We start from the raw sequence: 15,699 nt of genomic DNA, 5'->3' as shown, positions 1-15,699 counted from the left end.
CGACTTTCCGTCCGGTCGTCGTGGACATCAAACTGCGCCATTACGCCTCCGCCCAGCAGGGGTTGGGTCGATGGCGGCCGAACCTTTGTCGGGTACTTCTCTATTACACACCCGCGTGGGCGCAAGTTGGCGTATTTATTTGTGGGAGGCAGAGGTGAGCAGTCAGCAATCAGCACTCAGCAGGTGGGCAAAACGAAGCTCGACGGACTGTTGTGGCTGATTTTTGATTTAGTGAGTGCTGCGGTCTGGCTGAATGCTGAGTGCTGAGTGCTTTGCTTGCCGCCGGACATCTTTCCCCTACCACCTGAGTTCCAACCAACGATGGAGCCAATCCAGTGCACGATATCGTAGTGATCGGAGCGTCGGCCGGCGGTATCGGAGCGCTGAAAGAAATTACCAGCGGGCTTTCTGCTGACCTCGATGCGGCTATTTTCGTCGTAGTACATGTCTCACCCGACAGCTCCGGGCTGCTGGCCAACATCCTGAATCGACGTTCCAAAATCCCCGCCCATCAGGCGGAAGATGGAGAGGCAATCCGCCCCGGGCGAATTTATGTAGCGGCTCCCGATCGCCATCTGCTGCTGGAAGGCAATGAAGTACGCGTGGTGAACGGGCCGCGGCACAACCGCCATCGGCCGGCAATCGATCTGCTGTTTCGAACTGCGGCGCGCCATTTTGGGGAGCGCGTAGTCGGTGTGGTGCTCACCGGATTTCTGGACGACGGCAGCTCCGGGCTGCTCGCGATTCATAACGCCGGCGGCACGACCATCATACAAAGCCCAGATGACGCCGAAGTGGCCTCCATGCCGAAGAGTGCGCTCGAGCAAGTGCAGCCCGATTACTGTGTGCCCCTGACGGAAATTGCCAACATCATCAACCGCCTCGCCGGAGTGGAGGCCAAACCGATGGCTCATCGTTCTAACCACAAGAAAAAGACGCAAAAGAAACGCACGCAAACTCCGTTCACCTGTCCCGATTGTCACGGCACCATCTGGGAAGTGGAGGAAAACGGAGATATATGCTTCGAATGCCGCGTTGGACATTCGTATTCGCCCGAAGGCATGTTCCAGGCCAATGATGAAGACGTGGAGCGCTCGCTGTGGGTCGCACTGCGATCTTTGGAAGAGAGTGCCGCTTTGGAACGACGTTTGGCGGAGACGGCGCAGAAGCGCGGCCGCACTCACGCCTATAAGAGGTTCGCAGAGCGCGCTACTGAGCGCACCCATCATGCTGCTGTGTTGCGGGAAGTGTTGCTAGGCTCAAAGCGCCGCCAGAGCGAAGCTGAGGGGACCGAAGAAGAAACTACCGAGCAGGTGGAACAGGTAAGTTAGAGGCTCAATCTTGCTGTGCCGGAAAAGAAAAAAACCCTCGAAGAACTCGTGAAGGCCGCCGAGAGAGCCACTGCCAAGACTCGCCTGCTGCTGGAAGAGGCCCACGACCTGCATGAATCGCTGGAAGTAGCTCACGAACGCACTGAGCGGCTCCGGGCGCGCATCACACAGCAACGTGCCAACGCGCGTAAAGCACGGGAGCAAAGGCGTCGGCCAAAATTGTGAGCTGATCAACCGCATGATTTCGGGCATGGCGCATTGGAAAAGGCCTGGACCCATCTGACGAAAAAATCGCTGCCATTCGTGGTGGATTAAGGAGAAACATTTCCGTTCCCGCGACTCAAACGGGATTAGAATGTACTTGAACGCGAAGGAATTTACGATGAACCCGCAGGTCTCGTCCACTCGTCAGGTTCTACATTCATGGAAAGAGATCTCGAATTATACCGGCCGCGGCGTGCGGACAATTCAGCGCTACGAAGTGCGGCTTGGGTTTCCCATTCACCGTCCTGCCGGGTCACCGCGCAGTGCTGTCCTCGCGTTTTCAGACGAAGTTGATGTCTGGCTCAATCGTAGTCCAGTACGCGGCGGTAAGTTCATCAACGCACTGCGAGTTGACGAAATCTATCAGAAGGCACGTCTGAGCCACGCCCGCGCCGCCTCGATGCAGAAGCGGCTCGAGGATACAAGTCAACTATTAACAAAACTCAACAACTCCATGCTGAAGGCGATGGGGCGCCGATCACGCTCTCTTTCCACGTCCGCTCCGAAGACACAATCCACATCGGCCTGAAGCCTGTTCACAGAACAGCGGCAAGGTCGCACTCACACGGCGTACCCCGGATCGAGACTCTGCGGGCGCATCTTTGCGTGGGTCATTCTGGAGTGAAAATGCGCTCAAATCTATGAGTGCAATATCAGAACGGTCGCGACAACCTTATCCTGGCGGCATTACCCGAAGACGAGCGCCGGCGCTTGCTTCCGCTGCTTGATCCAGTTGAAATCGAGGTCGGCAAACATCTCATCGAACCCGATCAGCCGATTCGGTATATCTACTTTCCGATCGATCTTGTTACTTCCACTTTGCAGGACCTGCGCGATGGATCCAGCGTCGAGATCGGACTCATGGGCATCGAAGGTGTGGTTGGAATCCAGTTCTGGCTGCAGCAGGAGACCACAAACAGCCGCACCATCGTACAGATTGCCGGAACAGCCTTGCGCATGACCGCGGCGGAGTTTAAGCGTGAAGTCATGGATAAACCTTCGCCGCTGAACAGGCTGGTTGCGTCTTACATACATGCCTTCCTCGCCATGACTGGGCAAACCGCCGCCTGCAATCGCATGCACGAAGTGAATACGCGCCTGGCGCGGTGGCTCAGCCTGATTTACGACCGCGTTCAACGGCCCGAGTTTGCTATGCGGCAGGAGTTCATGGCCATGATGCTCGGCGTACACCGACCGGCGGTGACGATTGCAGCCAGCACTTTGCAGACTGCCGGCCTAATCAGTTACCGTCGCGGACATATCACCATCGACGATCCCGTCGGGCTGCGCGAGAGTGCCTGTGAGTGCTATGGAATCATCGAGGCGCAATTTGACAAGATGTTCGGACAAGACTGGCGTGAACGCGCGCAGGCGAGCCGACTGTCGGTGTAGCGTGTTGGAGTGCTCCACCAACTCACGCGAGATGCGGCGCAGCATCTTCACTTTTTCCTTGACGTGAACGATGCGCTCTCTGGTGTGCATTAGTCCTCGCGTTGGCGACTGAATAACTTGAGATTGCTTCGCCTGAAGTTGTTGCTAATTCCGCATTCGGGACAAACGACCGCGTGCGCGAGGTCGTTAGCACGGAAGATTTCGAGGAGGAGGACGTCGCCGACGCGGTCAGCAAGGCGAAGCTGATATCCGCACGAGGGGCATTCGAACCCGCAGTAGTTCAGGTTGTCACCCGCGGCAGATCGCGGAAGATCAGAGATGCGTGCGGGAGAATGCTGTATTCGATGCATGGACTCGGCCTAGCATCGACTTTAGAGCGTGAGGCAGCAGTCAGTCGGTACGGTAACGTACGCTAAACGGGGAAACTCTGGACTGACGAGCGACGCGGTGCAGAGTCACTACCGTCCGCGCGGTGGCTAATGGGTCTGTGGTTACGCTGTAGCTGTCGCTGCGGCGTTTGACGTTGCTACCCGGAGTGGGAGGCACACACCCGTCCCCGCGCGCCGGGACGATACCGACTGCCACATCCAGACCGCGCATTGCGGTGCAGACTAACTGGCGGATGCTGACACGCTGTGAAGTGCAGTTGAACTCGTGACCGCCGCGCTGGCTCGACTCTGCCTGCGAACCAAGGCTCGCTCCCAATGCTGCCTGGAGCGCTGCATCAGCTCTTCCGTTGTCTGCAAACGCTCCAGCATTGAATTCAGGCTTTGCTGCATGCAGTTCACAGCCTGTTCCATCGCGCTGAACCCATGTTGCATAGAAGTGGTCTTCGTGCGCCACACTTCGGCCGCCCTATAGAGATCCTCTACCGGACGCGCCGTTCCACGCAGTGGCAGTCCCTGGGGCGCGACTCCATCCCCGTTTGCCTGCTCTGCGCGATTGTGCGGCGTTGCGGCAAACCAGCGATCAATCTCGTCTTTGAACGCCAAAACCGAACTGCGCGGCTTGCCCAGTGGGCGATGAATGGGAAAGCCAAGATTTGCTTCGTAGCGCTGAAGGGTACGCACGCCCCGGCCTGTGTAGGAAGCAATTTCTTTCCAGGAGTGCAAAATCTGAACATCCGTAGACGGTAGATTTGTACTCACGATCAAAATCCCTCCGTTCTGGCTATGACGAAATCTGAGGTGCCAGGATTCTGCATCAACTTAGATTCAATTTTGGCCAGAAGCGTGAGCTTACGATGTGCGAAACGTCGTTGCAAGTCGAAGTGACGGGTTCGCAACAAGCGTCGTTACGGCACATCTCCGCCGGACAACGATTGATCCCGCTGTCAATCTCGCCCGATGATTCTCGAAGCGTCGGTACCGTTCGCGGGTAGCGAATGGGTCAAAATGCACTCTCACCCGTCCGCTGCCGCGGACGGTACTGACGCACGTCGGGTTTTCTCGTGTTGGCCGTCGTCTCAAAATGAGATTTCCTAAGTTTTGTGGAAAACCTTGTGGGAAAACCACTGACCGTGACAACAGGTCGCCTGATTTCAGCGATTTATACAGTTTGCCTAAATCCTGATGCACACATAAGACACCTGATTTCAGCGGCTTACAAGACAAACACTGAACGAATTTACAGTCCGTTACCTTGGTTTCGGAAATATGAATTTCGGAGTTTTTGCACACAGCGAAACGTCGGCATTCAGCATCGCGTAAGGCTGATTAAGGTGGAACTTACCTTGCTAGCCAGGGGATGTGTCCCCAGTAGCGGATCAGCAACAGCACCAGAACGATGAAGGCCAGCAACAGTAAGCCTTGTGCTTGCTGCCGCTGAGCATCCACCTATTTCAACTCGCCCCGGTTTGGGTTGTAGTAAAAGCGGAAACGCAGGGCGAGATAAGGCCCGTTGAACTCTTTGGGAAGCGGCGGGAACGGATTCGAAGCGGTGATCCCTCCGAGGGCGGCTCGATCCAGTGCAACATCACCGGAAGGCGAGGTGAGGCGCAGTCCTTCCACGGCACCGTTCTTGTCGATGATGAACTGAATCATCAGTTTCCCCTGTTTGAAAATCGGCGAGCGCGCCTCTTCCGGGATGAGGTTATACCAGTTGCGGCGCACGTCTTCGAGGACGCGGGACAGGTATGGACCGAAGTCGACGCCGAGGGTGTCACTGAGAATATCGACTGCGCCTTGCGCGTCAGTATTCGGCGACAGCGGACCGATCCCATATTCTCCACCGGCTCCGTGACCCTGAGCAGCTGCGCGGGCTGCCTGCTGAATCACCGATCCAGCCGAACCAGCGGTGCTGAAGACATTCCGATTTGTAGGTCGTGGTTCCTGCTCCGGCGGTTCGAGCTTAGCCACGGTGCTCGAATTCTCAGCCGGCTTCGGAGGCGCAGCCTGTGCCTGCTGTTGTCCCTGTGCCGCAGCAGCGGGAGCGGCGGCCTGCTTTGGCGGGGCAGGCGGCGCTTGCATGCCGCGGTTCCCCGGAGCGCCCTGGCGCCGTGCATTCTGCAGCTCTTCCAAGGTGTGCCGGTCTGGCGACGGCGTTCGCGCCTGCGCGATGCGGTTTTTGTCGGAGATGATGTTGGTCTTCGGCGGCGGCGTGGCCTTCTGCGCGTCTTTGGGCAGAGCCAGAAACTGGATGTCCTTGTCCTGCATATCGGGCGTGACGAGGACGACCTTGTCCTTTGACGAGAACCAATTGGGGAAGAGCTTCGGCTGCAGCACGATCGTCAGGATGACGAGCAAGTGCAGGATGACCGAAACCCATACCGCCTCGCGTCGGCGTCCTTGGTCCCGCTCGTCTTCAAGTTCTTCGATAAGCAGGTGGAGTTCGGCGGGATCCTGCGGCAAGTCGCGGCGCAACGCGCGTTGCTCGGACGGCGACTTGGGTGGGGCCTCGGTGACTGGCATTCGTACTCGACTTCGCGGACTGGCGCTAACGGCCGCAGACTTTGGGTTCTTACGATTGTCGCATTACTGCATTCCACGTGCACTCAGGCCGGCGCCCTAATACCAATCCTGAGTACGTAATTAGACGTGTACGGACGATCGAAAGTCGCGCATTAGGATGGGTTTAGCAGGGCTCGGAGTTCGAGAGGGTAAAGAAATGTAATGTACGAGGGTGTCATTCCGAAACGTAGGTTCACGCAGGCGTTTCGCGTGAACCGGAGTGAGGAATCCCTACAGACTTCCACGCGCTTGCTTCGGAGCATGGGTGTCGATAGGGATTCCTCCGCCCAAAGGCAGGCGTCGGAATGACACAGGAGAGAAAAAAGCTAGGATCCCGGCACGCCTTCGAGCACGCGAAGCTTCCAGGTATCCTCAACGACAGTGATGACGGCGATGTATTTGCGAGTGACATTTTGCGAGCTCACAACTTTATCGCCATCCAGTAGTTGGATTTCGAGCTGAGCGGTGTCGCGTAGCTGCACCGCCGAACCTTCCGGAGAATAGAACGTCGCTTCGACCTGATGGCCATGATCGACGTAGCGCGTGCTCAATCCGCTTTTCTGCTGTTCCTTGATTTGCGACACGAGCTTGTCGTGGGCGTACCCGACGAAGCTTTCGTCGAGCACTCCCGGACGGTTCTCCGCCAGCGCCGTTTCCATGTCTTTCCACGCTTGCGAGTACTTCTTTACGATCGCTTGTCCGGTGAGTTGCTCGAGCGGGCGGGGCTGGATGTTGGAGGCGTCGAGCCGCACCTGCACGACGTCAGGAGTATCGGCGAAAACGCGCGATAACAGCGGCACTCCGCCGGTGAGGATCAGCGCCAACGCGATGCCCAGAACTACCCAGCGCAAAACAGTCTCGTTTCCCGAATTGGGACGATCTTGGATTGAGCGCCGCATCACAGTCCTCCTCCCCAGCGCACTTCGTTGCCGAGAACCACTCCCGAGGCGACGGAGATCGTAGTGCCCGGAACCGCCGGCAGCACTGCCCGCGCCACGCCTTTCTTGATGCGGGCATCGACCGTCGAGCGTCCCTGGCCGGGCTCGTTTGAGATGAAGGTCACAATCGTGCCGTCGGGAACAGCGTTGCCGGAACAGTCACGCACAGGATCTGTCTCCGCGATCAGCCCTTCTTTCTCTTTGTGAACTGTGAAACGCAAATTGCAGGGCTCGGAGGCGGTCTCTTCCACCACCCGTCGGACGGAGTTATCTCCGACGCTGACGATGAACTGTCCCGGTCCGGCTTTCGTTCCCGATCCGGTCTGCAAATACGCCACGCCATCTCTCGTCGTCATGCGCTGCGTTTTTGCTGGAGCACCCGGCACCGCAAGATTGAACGTGATGGCAGTTGGCGCTAGGACGAGATTCTCGAACTGATCGAAGACAAATGCCGTCCCCGCGATCACCTTCGGTTGTCCAACGGGCACGCGTGAAGGACGAGCGAGAAAGTTGATCTTCTCCGCAGCCGCGGGAGCGACATAGAGCTGCTTGGTGCTATCGCCATCGCTGCTTTTGACCACTACCTCATAGAAGCCCGACTTCCGCAGTTGCTCGCCTTTAATTTCGACATCGCTGCCCAGCTTGATGTCGCGCTTGATCGCCGTGCCCGGCCCGACTATGTAGAGAGTGGCGTCGCCGCTGCCCGTTGTGGCAATCGTGGTGTTCTGTCCGGCCACTGCTTTGTCGGGCAGGCGCAGGTCTGCCGCCCAGACGCCAGTCGCGAGCACGACCACAGTTGCAAGAAATAATCGCTTCATCCTGATACTCACCTATGCGCTCGGACGATCCATCGAATAGTGGTTCACGACCACGCGATAGCTGTGCACGTTGGGCGCGATATCGTCATTGATGCTCACCGCAAATGGAACGGGAATCTGCGGACGCAGCGCCTGATCGACGTAGCCGTCGGAAATCCAGATCACGTGTCCCTGCGAGTCGTAGTACGTCGCGAGCACCTGAGGGATGTTTACCAGTTCGCCGCTCTGATTTACGAGTTCGCCCTTCAGAACCGAGTGTCCCGAATCGGTCTTCGCAATCTGCTGATGCATCACTCCAATTACCGGATCAGCCGAGGCAGGCACCAGGATCGAAGTCGGATTCAGCGTGACTTTCTTCACCTGATTCAGGTGCACACCATCGAAGTCGATGCGGAATGGCGTGACTTCTTTGGGCAAAAGCACGTGCGAGATCTTGTCGAAGCTGGTTTCTTCACCAAGCTGCTCGCCGTCCTTGCCGATGAGAATGCCTTCCACATCGACATAACCTGGGACAGTGTCTTCATTGACCAGTTCGCCGAGAATGATCACTTTGCCCTCACGCTCGACGGCATTCATCGACGTGATGCGTACATGCGGGCTCTCGACGTTCTGCGCGCCCCATTCGTTATCTTCCGAATCACTATGGATGATGTCCCAGCGCAGGTAGTTCACTGGAATCACCTGCGGAGGCAAGTTCGGAACATGACGCTGCGGCCATACGATCTGCCATGTTCCGTTGTCGTTGATCAGCTTGAGATCGCGATTTTCATGCAGAGCGCCGACCGCTGTCGCCCAATCGAGACTCGTCCGCACAATGGTCTGGTTTTCGTTATGGGCGATCACCCGCGGCTCAAAGCTCTCCAAACGCGAGAGCGTCTTGAGACTGCCGTCGCGTCCAGCGATATCGTGGTACATCGTCTTGAAGTCGACATTGCTCGAAGGTGCGATAAGCGCGTACGCTCCGCGATAATCGTCAGCCTTTACGCGATCATAGAAGGCCTGCACGGTGCCGGCGGGCGAGTTCGTGCTTTCTTTTTCTTTTGCGGGAGCCGTGCCGATGGCGACCAGCGCTCCCGTGATGACAATCATGATGACGAAGAACAGACGACCCATTACTGTGCCTCCCTCAGTACCACCGGCTCCGCAGCAGCGGTGGCCGGGAAGTCGATGGTTTCAGCGATGCGTTTCCGTTCTGGGAAGAGAATCAGCAGAGCAAGTGCAAATACCACAGTTCCCAGAGGAAGCGTGCCCCAGAGGATGTCCTGAAATTCGGTAGGCACAGCGCCCGGCGGAGGTGTGATCTTGTGCGCCGGAGGAACATCTTCCTTCGTCCACAAAGTGACGTTGCCGTTGTCGTAGATTTCGGCTTCACGCCATCCGGCAAAAGCAAGCAGAGGCTCGTAATAGCGATCGCGTACGAAGATGTACTTCAGGCCATAGTGGTCTGCATGCTTCAACACTGCACGCAATGCTTCCATGCCGTGGCGGAAATACTTCGAGTTAGTAAGTTGTGCCGATCCACCTTCCATCAGTTCGGGCAACAGACGCGCAGAGTTGTAGTCGCCGTCGACCGAACTGGCGTTGGCCTGCACACCTACACGAGCAAGCTGGTTTCCGAATCCGAGGGTGATATAGCGGTATTTGACGTGATCATCGCGGTTCAGGAAGTTGACGACTTCCTCAATGCTGAAGGAGTTCGAATTGATTGGGTTCGCGTGCAGCCAGGCGAGGGCGCCCGCGCCGGAAAGTACCGCCGCCAGCGCAAGTCCAGCCATGGCCTTTCCCCGGAAGCGCTCAATGAGCCAGTCAGCGATGATTCCCGCAAACGGCAGAGCCATCAGCGTGGCCCAATAGGTGAAGCGCTCATACGTCAAGACCTCCCAAATGCGAGTGCCGAAAACTATTTTGGGAAGGGGGGTCGTGCCGCCCAGTCCAATCAGGGCGGTGAACCACCAGCCCAGGAACAATGGACGCAAGCGCCGGTCAGTGGCGCCCCGCCAGAAGATGAACGGAATCGCGAGAAGTAGAGCCCCGGTAGGAACGATGAAGAAGTTCATTCCCTGAAGTGGCTCAAGAATGTAATTGGCGCGGCTCTCGTGATAAATCGGAGCCTGCTTAATTGGGTTGTGCCACAGTTCTACCCAGTATGGGTAAAGAACGGCGAGGACGCCGATAATTGCGAGCGCGGCAAAAATCCCAGTCCGAACGGCGATTCCCTTCGCGGTCGCATCTGCCCGATCCTCGCGGTGATCGATGAATGCCAACCAGATAATCGGAATTGCGAAAAACGGCGTGGCAAAGATCATGCTCACGTGGTGGCCTGCGCAGCCTACGAGAAAAATTGCAATGCCTTTCCAGAACGCCAGCCCACTGCCTTCGCGAATCCATACATAAAAGAACGGCAGCGAGTTGAGGAGCATCACCGAGGCGAACGTCGTGTTGATCTGTCCGGATTGGTAGACCATCTGGGCCAGCGATCCCAGGAAGATGCTGCCAATGGCGGCATAGAGCGCCGCGCGATCATTTACCCACAGGCGCGCATATCGATACACGCCGATCGGAAGCAGCAGAATCACGATCGCCTGCACGATGGTGTAGGCGAACGACAGTCCTACGATGTGCGAGAACAGCGCAATTAATTGATGGACGAGCGGCGGATACGTCGTCTGTGAGAAGCCGGCAAACCACTTCTCATTCCATGGATTGAACCAGTGATGAGCATAGTGATCGGCAAAGAACATGTGCGTGTTGGCGTCGAAGGATCCCGCTTGCAGTTGGAATAAGAGCAGCGGCGCGTGCGCTGCGAGAGCAAGCAGCAGCAGCCATCCGTAAATCGGCACACGCTTGGAGGTAGAAGAAAAACTGGTGGAACTCAAATACAAGGGACGCCTCCGGGAGAGTGCTTACAGGGTAGGTTTGGATTCCGATTCGGCAGCTTTGGTTTTCCCGCAGCTCTGATCGCGCTTCGCGCGGGCTATCGGCTTTCGGCTATCGGCGTTGGGCCAGCCACCCTTTCGGGTCGGTTATTATTCCTGCTCACAAAGCGCAGGGGGGAGAATGAAGGATTTCAGAAGCTTGGAAGTCTGGCAGAAGGCACATCAGATTACGCTCGCAGCCTATCGGCTTACGAAACTATTTCCGCCAGATGAACGGTTTGGCTTGGCGAGCCAGATTCGCCGTGCAGCTGCATCGATCGGGGCCAACATTGCTGAAGGCTGCGGCCGCAGAGGCGATGCTGAATTCCACCGCTTTCTTCAGATGGCAATGGGTTCGGCAAGCGAACTTGAATACCATCTGCTTCTTTCACGAGATCTCGAATATCTTAATCCGACCGATCACAAAGACCTCACGGCGGAAGTAATACGCGTTAAGCGCATGCTCAGCTCTCTGATCCGCACAGTCGATGAATCGAGAGAAAAAGCACGTGCGGCAAGCGCCTAAATGGTGGCTGGCCGAACGCCGACAGCCGAATGCCGAAAGCCGTTTTTCGGCTAACTCTTAGACACTCTGCTCGCATCCAAGCTGTTGGTCGGCAGAGCTGCTGCTGAAGCGGTTGTCGCTTCCGCGTGCAGTTCTGCTGTTCAACCCGCACGCAATCTGAACCAGAGTTCACCCCTGCAGAGATGATGAAGAGTAGTTCGGAAGCAAAAGATTTCGCGCCCCTCGCATTGGCGTGGAAAACCGCATTTGTAGTTGTTGCGCTCGCCACTTCGTCCTGTTTGGCGCAAACCTGGGAAGTCGGCGGACAGAGCCAGCCCGCGCAGCAGAAGAGTCAAGCGCGGCATAAGGCGGGAAAATCCTCCGCGCCTTCGGTTGCTCCTGAGGAGAACAGCCTTCAATTTGGATCGAGCATTGAAGCCACGCGTCAACAGCGGGCTGCCGATGACGCTCTGCGCCATAACAATGCGCCGGCTGCTTATGAACACGCAAAGCGCGCAGTAGATATGGCTCCCGGAGATAAATCCACCTGGTTCACTTTAGGATACGCTGCTCGGCTTGCCGGACATCTCTCCGATTCGGAACGAGCATACAAGCACGGACTCCAGCTTTCGCCCAATTCTCCCGACGGAATGTCGGGACTGGCGCAGACCTACTTTCGTCAGGGCCGCGTCGACGATGCCAAGCGCATGCTGCTCGACGTCATTCAGAAGTATCCGAACCGTATTGACGATCAGATGATGGCCGGCGAACTGTTCATGCAGAGTGGAGACATTCCGCAGGCTCTCAAGATCCTGCAGCACGCCGAGCAGATCAAGCCATCCGCTCATGCCGAGCTGCTGATGGCAATCGGCTACATGAAGCAGCACGAGACCGCACGCGCCAAGCAATTGCTCGACATGGCGCGCCGTCGCGATCCCAACAACATCGACATCTTCCGCGCAGTCGCAAATTTCCAGCGCGAGGGACACGACTATCAGGGCGCAATCGCAACATTGAAGAGCGCGCCGATACAGAAACCGGATCTCCTTGCCGACCTCGGCTACACCTACGATCTTGCAGGCATGAAGCAGGAAGCAGCCGACACTTACTCGAAGTATGCAGCGAGCGATCCAAAGAACATCAATGCACAGCTAAGCGCGGCGCAGGCGTGGATGCGCTTGAACAATTTCGACAAAGCGCAGCAATTCATCAGTCAGGCCGCGACCATCGATCCGGATTACTACCGCCTGCACGCGGTCCGCGCTTCGCTGGCGAAATCACAGAACAAAGATGCCGTGGCCGCGCAGGAGTACGAAGCCGCCTTGGCGCGCATGCCGGAAGATGTTCCGGAAGGACCAATCTTCCCAATTGAACTGCGCCTGAATCTCTCAGAGATCTACAAAGGTTTGGGTAACAATGCGGCCGCTCAGCAGCAGATCGCTCTGGCCGAACAGGCGATCGATAAGATTCAGGTGGAAGGTCCGCAGAAAGCCGAGTTCCTTCGCGTTCGCGCCTCCATCGCAATGGGCAGTCAGAATTACGCTGCCGCCGCCAAAGACCTGCAGGACGCCATGCAGCTCGATCCGAACAACTCCAACATCGAGCTCCAATATGCCAACCTTCTCTGGATTCAACAGAAGAAGAGCGATGCCCAGCAGATCTATCTGGCGGTTCTGAAGCACGATCCAGCCAACCGCTTCGCGCTCGAAAGCCTGGGATATCTCATGCGCGACATGGGCAAGATTCCCGAAGCGGAACAGTACTTCTACCAGATGGCGAAACTGTATCCCGACGATTACGTTCCGTATCTCGCCCTCGGCGACATGTATACGGCCATCGACAAGCTCGACCAGGCAGAGGTCGCTTACGAGCAAGGCTATAAGCTCGCTCCGCAGAGTCCGGCGCTGGTCGCAGGCGGCGCCAATGCCGCGATTCAGAACCACAAGTTCCAATTAGCCCAGGTGTGGGTACACCGCTCCACCCCCGCGATGATGGACGACCCGCGCGTACAGCGTGAGTGGGAGCGGTCGCTGTTCTTTGAAGGCAAGTATCGCGAATCTGCACAGTTTGGTTACAAAGTTCTGGCTCAGCGTCCGAAGGATCTCGATGGCGCCGTATACCTTGCCTACGCGCTTTATAACCTCGGTCGCTACGACGACACTCTGGCACTCGCTTCTCGCTATGAAGTCATGTTGCCGCAGGAACCAAACTTCCCGTTGTTGCAAGGACACGTGCACAAGCAGCAAGGATTGCTGGACAAAGCCGTGGACGACTACGGACGGGCTCTTCAGCGCGATCCCAAGATGGTCGAGGCATTCGTAAACCGCGGCTACGTCGAAAACGATCTGCAGGATGCCGACGCCGCCATAGCCGACTTCACTCAGGCGCTGAAACTCCAGCCGAACAACGGCAGTGCGCGCCTTGGAGCGGCGTTCTCGAATCTCGAACTGCATCGTTCGCACGCGGCACTCGATCAGGTGGCGCAGGCGGAAAAACTTCTTGGCGTTTCGGCCGCCACGCACGAAGTAAAAGCAACCGCGTACCGCCAACTTCGCCAGTTGCAGAAGGCGGAAACCGAGTATCGGGCGGCGATCACTATGTCGCCCAGCGACGTCTCGCTGCACACCGCGTTGGCTGACACACTGTATTACGAGCATAAATACAAGCCAGCCATCGATCAGCTAACCATCGCCATTCGCGAGGAATCCGACGACCCATTCCTCTATGCCCAGCGGGCTCACGCCGAAGCTGAGCTCAAGATGCGCTCGGCAACGCTCGAAGATGTGAAGCTCGCCGAAGATCAGGCTGCGGATCAAGGCGCGGTGCTGCTCGCCACCGGCGATGCACTGCTGCTGCTCGGCGAAAAAGATGCTGCGCAACAGCGCTTCGCACGCGCGCTCGATGCCCCCGACACAAATCGCGTGGAAACCCGCCTCGCGTTCGCGCGGTTGTTCGTGAATCAGCACAAGTACGACGACGCGCGCCAGCAGGTAGCGCTGGGATTCACCGAAGCCCGCGTCGGCGAGTCGATGCCGGCCACAGCGGATGACTTGGTGGCTGCAGGAAACATCTTCCTGTCGATGAACGACTTCGATCTGGCGCAGAAGCTATACGAGCGCGCGAAAGAAGCCGGCGCCGCCGATGAGCAAGTCGCAATTGGCATGGCGAACGTCGCCTTGGCGCAGGGAGATGATCGTGGCGCCGAACAGTACCTGGCGAGCTTAGGGAATCGCGATCAGTATCTCGATGACTATGACTACATGCTGGCTGAAGGCTCCATTTATCGCATGCGGCACGACATGCCCGATGCAGTAAGCGCCTTTGCCCGCGCCAATGCACTGGCTCCGGAGAACGACAACAACGAAGTCCAGCGCAGCTTGCATGAAGCCGCCGGAGAAGCGGGAATGCCGATCACCGGCAACGTGAACGTCCTTTCCGATTTTTCCATTGCTCCGGTCTTCGATGATTCCACCATCTACACGACCGATGCGCGGCTTGCAGGATTGAGCGGCAACACCAGCCAGCTACCCACCGGCCGTCGACTGGTTGAGACGCAATTCACGCAGGGCTACCGATATCATCCCGGACCGGGAATTCCGGTTGTGAGCGGCTTTTTTCAGCTGGATCACTACGCCGGCAACTACTCTCTGCCCTTTGCGTCACGAGTTGTTGCCACGGACACTAACAACTACAACCTGAACGGCGGCATCAATCCTGTCCTACGGCTTGGCTCGGCCAAGTTCGCGTTCAACACTGGACTGCAGTTCACGGTGCGCCGCGATAGCAATGAGCGGACGAAGTTCGATGTCAATCAAAACCTGTTCCGGCAGTTCGCGTATATGTCGTCGAGCCCGCTGTTCAATGCGCTCACCATTCGCGGAATGGCCTACCACGAGTCTGGTCCGTTCACGCTGCAGCATCTCAGCTCAGGAGAGAAGGGAGCGCGCCTTGATTTCACGGTCGGCCGCCCTTGGGGTAAGAACGCGCTGGTTACCGGCTACACCATTCGCGATTTGCAGTTCAATCCCGTGGTCAGCGAGTTCTTCTCGACTTCTTCTTACGTCGGATTCCAGCGCCAATTCGGGCAAAAGCTGACGCTTACACCGATGGTGCAAATGATTCGTTCATGGAGAGTTGAAGCGCCGCAATATGCGCGTGCTGAAGCTTTTATGCCGGCGGCAACGTTTGAATACCGGCCGACAGAGAAGTGGACGGTAGACGGCAACTTTGCCTGGCAATCCGGCCGCGGCAAAGATCCTTTGCTGCACGCTTATGACAACGTGCAGAGTGGAATTTACATCTCTTACCTAAAGCCCTTACGCCAGAACCAGCGTGATGGACTAGGTGAGTTTCCGGTCGAGTATCCGATTCGATTCTCGGTCGGCGTGCAACAACAAAATTTCTTTAACTTAGCTGGCAGCGGACAGACAGAAATCGTTCCAGTTATTCGTCTGACGTTATTTTAACGAGCCAGAGGGGCCCGATGAGTAAAGCTTGCGTGTTAGCGCTTTTGTATCTGCCGTCGCGTGATCACGACCACCGCAACTCGGATCGATTTTTTCGATTTGCACCTTCGAACAGTGCTCGC

14 protein-coding genes are annotated in these 15,699 nt (G+C 57.1%); 7 read left to right on the top strand and 7 right to left on the bottom strand.

Annotation, left to right across the window (positions count from 1 at the left end; all coding sequences use genetic code 11):
* From VFU50_10495 to VFU50_10475, 5 genes are all read left to right on the top strand, one after another.
* Nucleotides 1-267: hypothetical protein (locus VFU50_10495; protein ID HEU5233281.1), on the top strand; the 267-nt coding region annotated here is incomplete at its 5' end.
* A gap of 68 nt (nucleotides 268-335) precedes the next feature.
* Nucleotides 336-1,331: a chemotaxis protein CheB gene (locus tag VFU50_10490; GenBank protein ID HEU5233280.1), complete on the top strand. Its 996-nt coding sequence runs from the start codon at nucleotides 336-338 to the stop codon at nucleotides 1,329-1,331.
* A gap of 15 nt (nucleotides 1,332-1,346) precedes the next feature.
* A complete protein-coding gene (locus VFU50_10485) occupies nucleotides 1,347-1,556 on the top strand; it encodes a hypothetical protein (protein ID HEU5233279.1) in 210 nt (69 codons plus the stop codon).
* Nucleotides 1,557-1,713: 157 nt separating this feature from the next.
* The gene (locus tag VFU50_10480; GenBank protein ID HEU5233278.1) at nucleotides 1,714-2,124 is read left to right on the top strand and encodes a hypothetical protein; all 411 of its coding nucleotides are present in this window, start codon (nucleotides 1,714-1,716) and stop codon (nucleotides 2,122-2,124) included.
* Between the two features lie 116 nt (nucleotides 2,125-2,240).
* The gene (locus VFU50_10475; GenBank protein ID HEU5233277.1) at nucleotides 2,241-2,987 is read left to right on the top strand and encodes a Crp/Fnr family transcriptional regulator; all 747 of its coding nucleotides are present in this window, start codon (nucleotides 2,241-2,243) and stop codon (nucleotides 2,985-2,987) included.
* An 89-nt stretch (nucleotides 2,988-3,076) separates the two neighbouring features.
* Here VFU50_10475 and VFU50_10470 read toward each other — a convergent pair whose 3' ends face one another.
* The 7 genes from VFU50_10470 to VFU50_10440 form a co-directional block, all read right to left on the bottom strand.
* A complete protein-coding gene (locus VFU50_10470) occupies nucleotides 3,077-3,337 on the bottom strand; it encodes a hypothetical protein (GenBank protein ID HEU5233276.1) in 261 nt (86 codons plus the stop codon).
* Between the two features lie 261 nt (nucleotides 3,338-3,598).
* Nucleotides 3,599-4,135, bottom strand: a complete 537-nt coding sequence (locus tag VFU50_10465) for a hypothetical protein (protein ID HEU5233275.1) — start codon at nucleotides 4,133-4,135, stop codon at nucleotides 3,599-3,601.
* Between the two features lie 687 nt (nucleotides 4,136-4,822).
* Nucleotides 4,823-5,896: a TonB family protein gene (locus VFU50_10460; protein ID HEU5233274.1), complete on the bottom strand. Its 1,074-nt coding sequence runs from the start codon at nucleotides 5,894-5,896 to the stop codon at nucleotides 4,823-4,825.
* A 365-nt stretch (nucleotides 5,897-6,261) separates the two neighbouring features.
* Nucleotides 6,262-6,834, bottom strand: a complete 573-nt coding sequence (locus VFU50_10455; GenBank protein ID HEU5233273.1) for a hypothetical protein — start codon at nucleotides 6,832-6,834, stop codon at nucleotides 6,262-6,264.
* Nucleotides 6,834-7,691 (bottom strand): hypothetical protein, encoded by an 858-nt coding sequence (locus tag VFU50_10450; GenBank protein HEU5233272.1) that lies wholly within the window; start codon nucleotides 7,689-7,691, stop codon nucleotides 6,834-6,836. Before VFU50_10450 ends, VFU50_10455 begins: the two co-directional genes overlap by 1 nt.
* Nucleotides 7,692-7,703: 12 nt before the next feature.
* On the bottom strand, nucleotides 7,704-8,804 hold the full coding sequence (locus tag VFU50_10445) for a hypothetical protein (GenBank protein ID HEU5233271.1): 1,101 nt from the start codon (nucleotides 8,802-8,804) through the stop codon (nucleotides 7,704-7,706).
* Nucleotides 8,804-10,567, bottom strand: a complete 1,764-nt coding sequence (locus VFU50_10440) for a hypothetical protein (GenBank protein ID HEU5233270.1) — start codon at nucleotides 10,565-10,567, stop codon at nucleotides 8,804-8,806. Before VFU50_10440 ends, VFU50_10445 begins: the two co-directional genes overlap by 1 nt.
* A 181-nt stretch (nucleotides 10,568-10,748) precedes the next feature.
* Between VFU50_10440 and VFU50_10435 the strand changes: the two genes are divergently transcribed.
* Together VFU50_10435 and VFU50_10430 are read left to right on the top strand one after the other, a co-directional pair.
* A complete protein-coding gene (locus tag VFU50_10435) occupies nucleotides 10,749-11,132 on the top strand; it encodes a four helix bundle protein (protein ID HEU5233269.1) in 384 nt (127 codons plus the stop codon).
* A 182-nt stretch (nucleotides 11,133-11,314) separates the two neighbouring features.
* Nucleotides 11,315-15,577, top strand: coding sequence for a tetratricopeptide repeat protein (locus tag VFU50_10430; protein ID HEU5233268.1), 4,263 nt, complete (start codon nucleotides 11,315-11,317; stop codon nucleotides 15,575-15,577).
* The last annotated feature ends 122 nt before the right edge of the window (nucleotides 15,578-15,699 follow it).

The sequence above is a fragment of the Terriglobales bacterium genome (assembly GCA_035764005.1).
Taxonomy (GTDB): domain Bacteria; phylum Acidobacteriota; class Terriglobia; order Terriglobales; family Acidobacteriaceae; genus Gp1-AA112.
The sequence above is the reverse complement of the archived record's forward strand: the minus strand, read 5'-3'. Positions and strand labels throughout refer to the sequence as shown.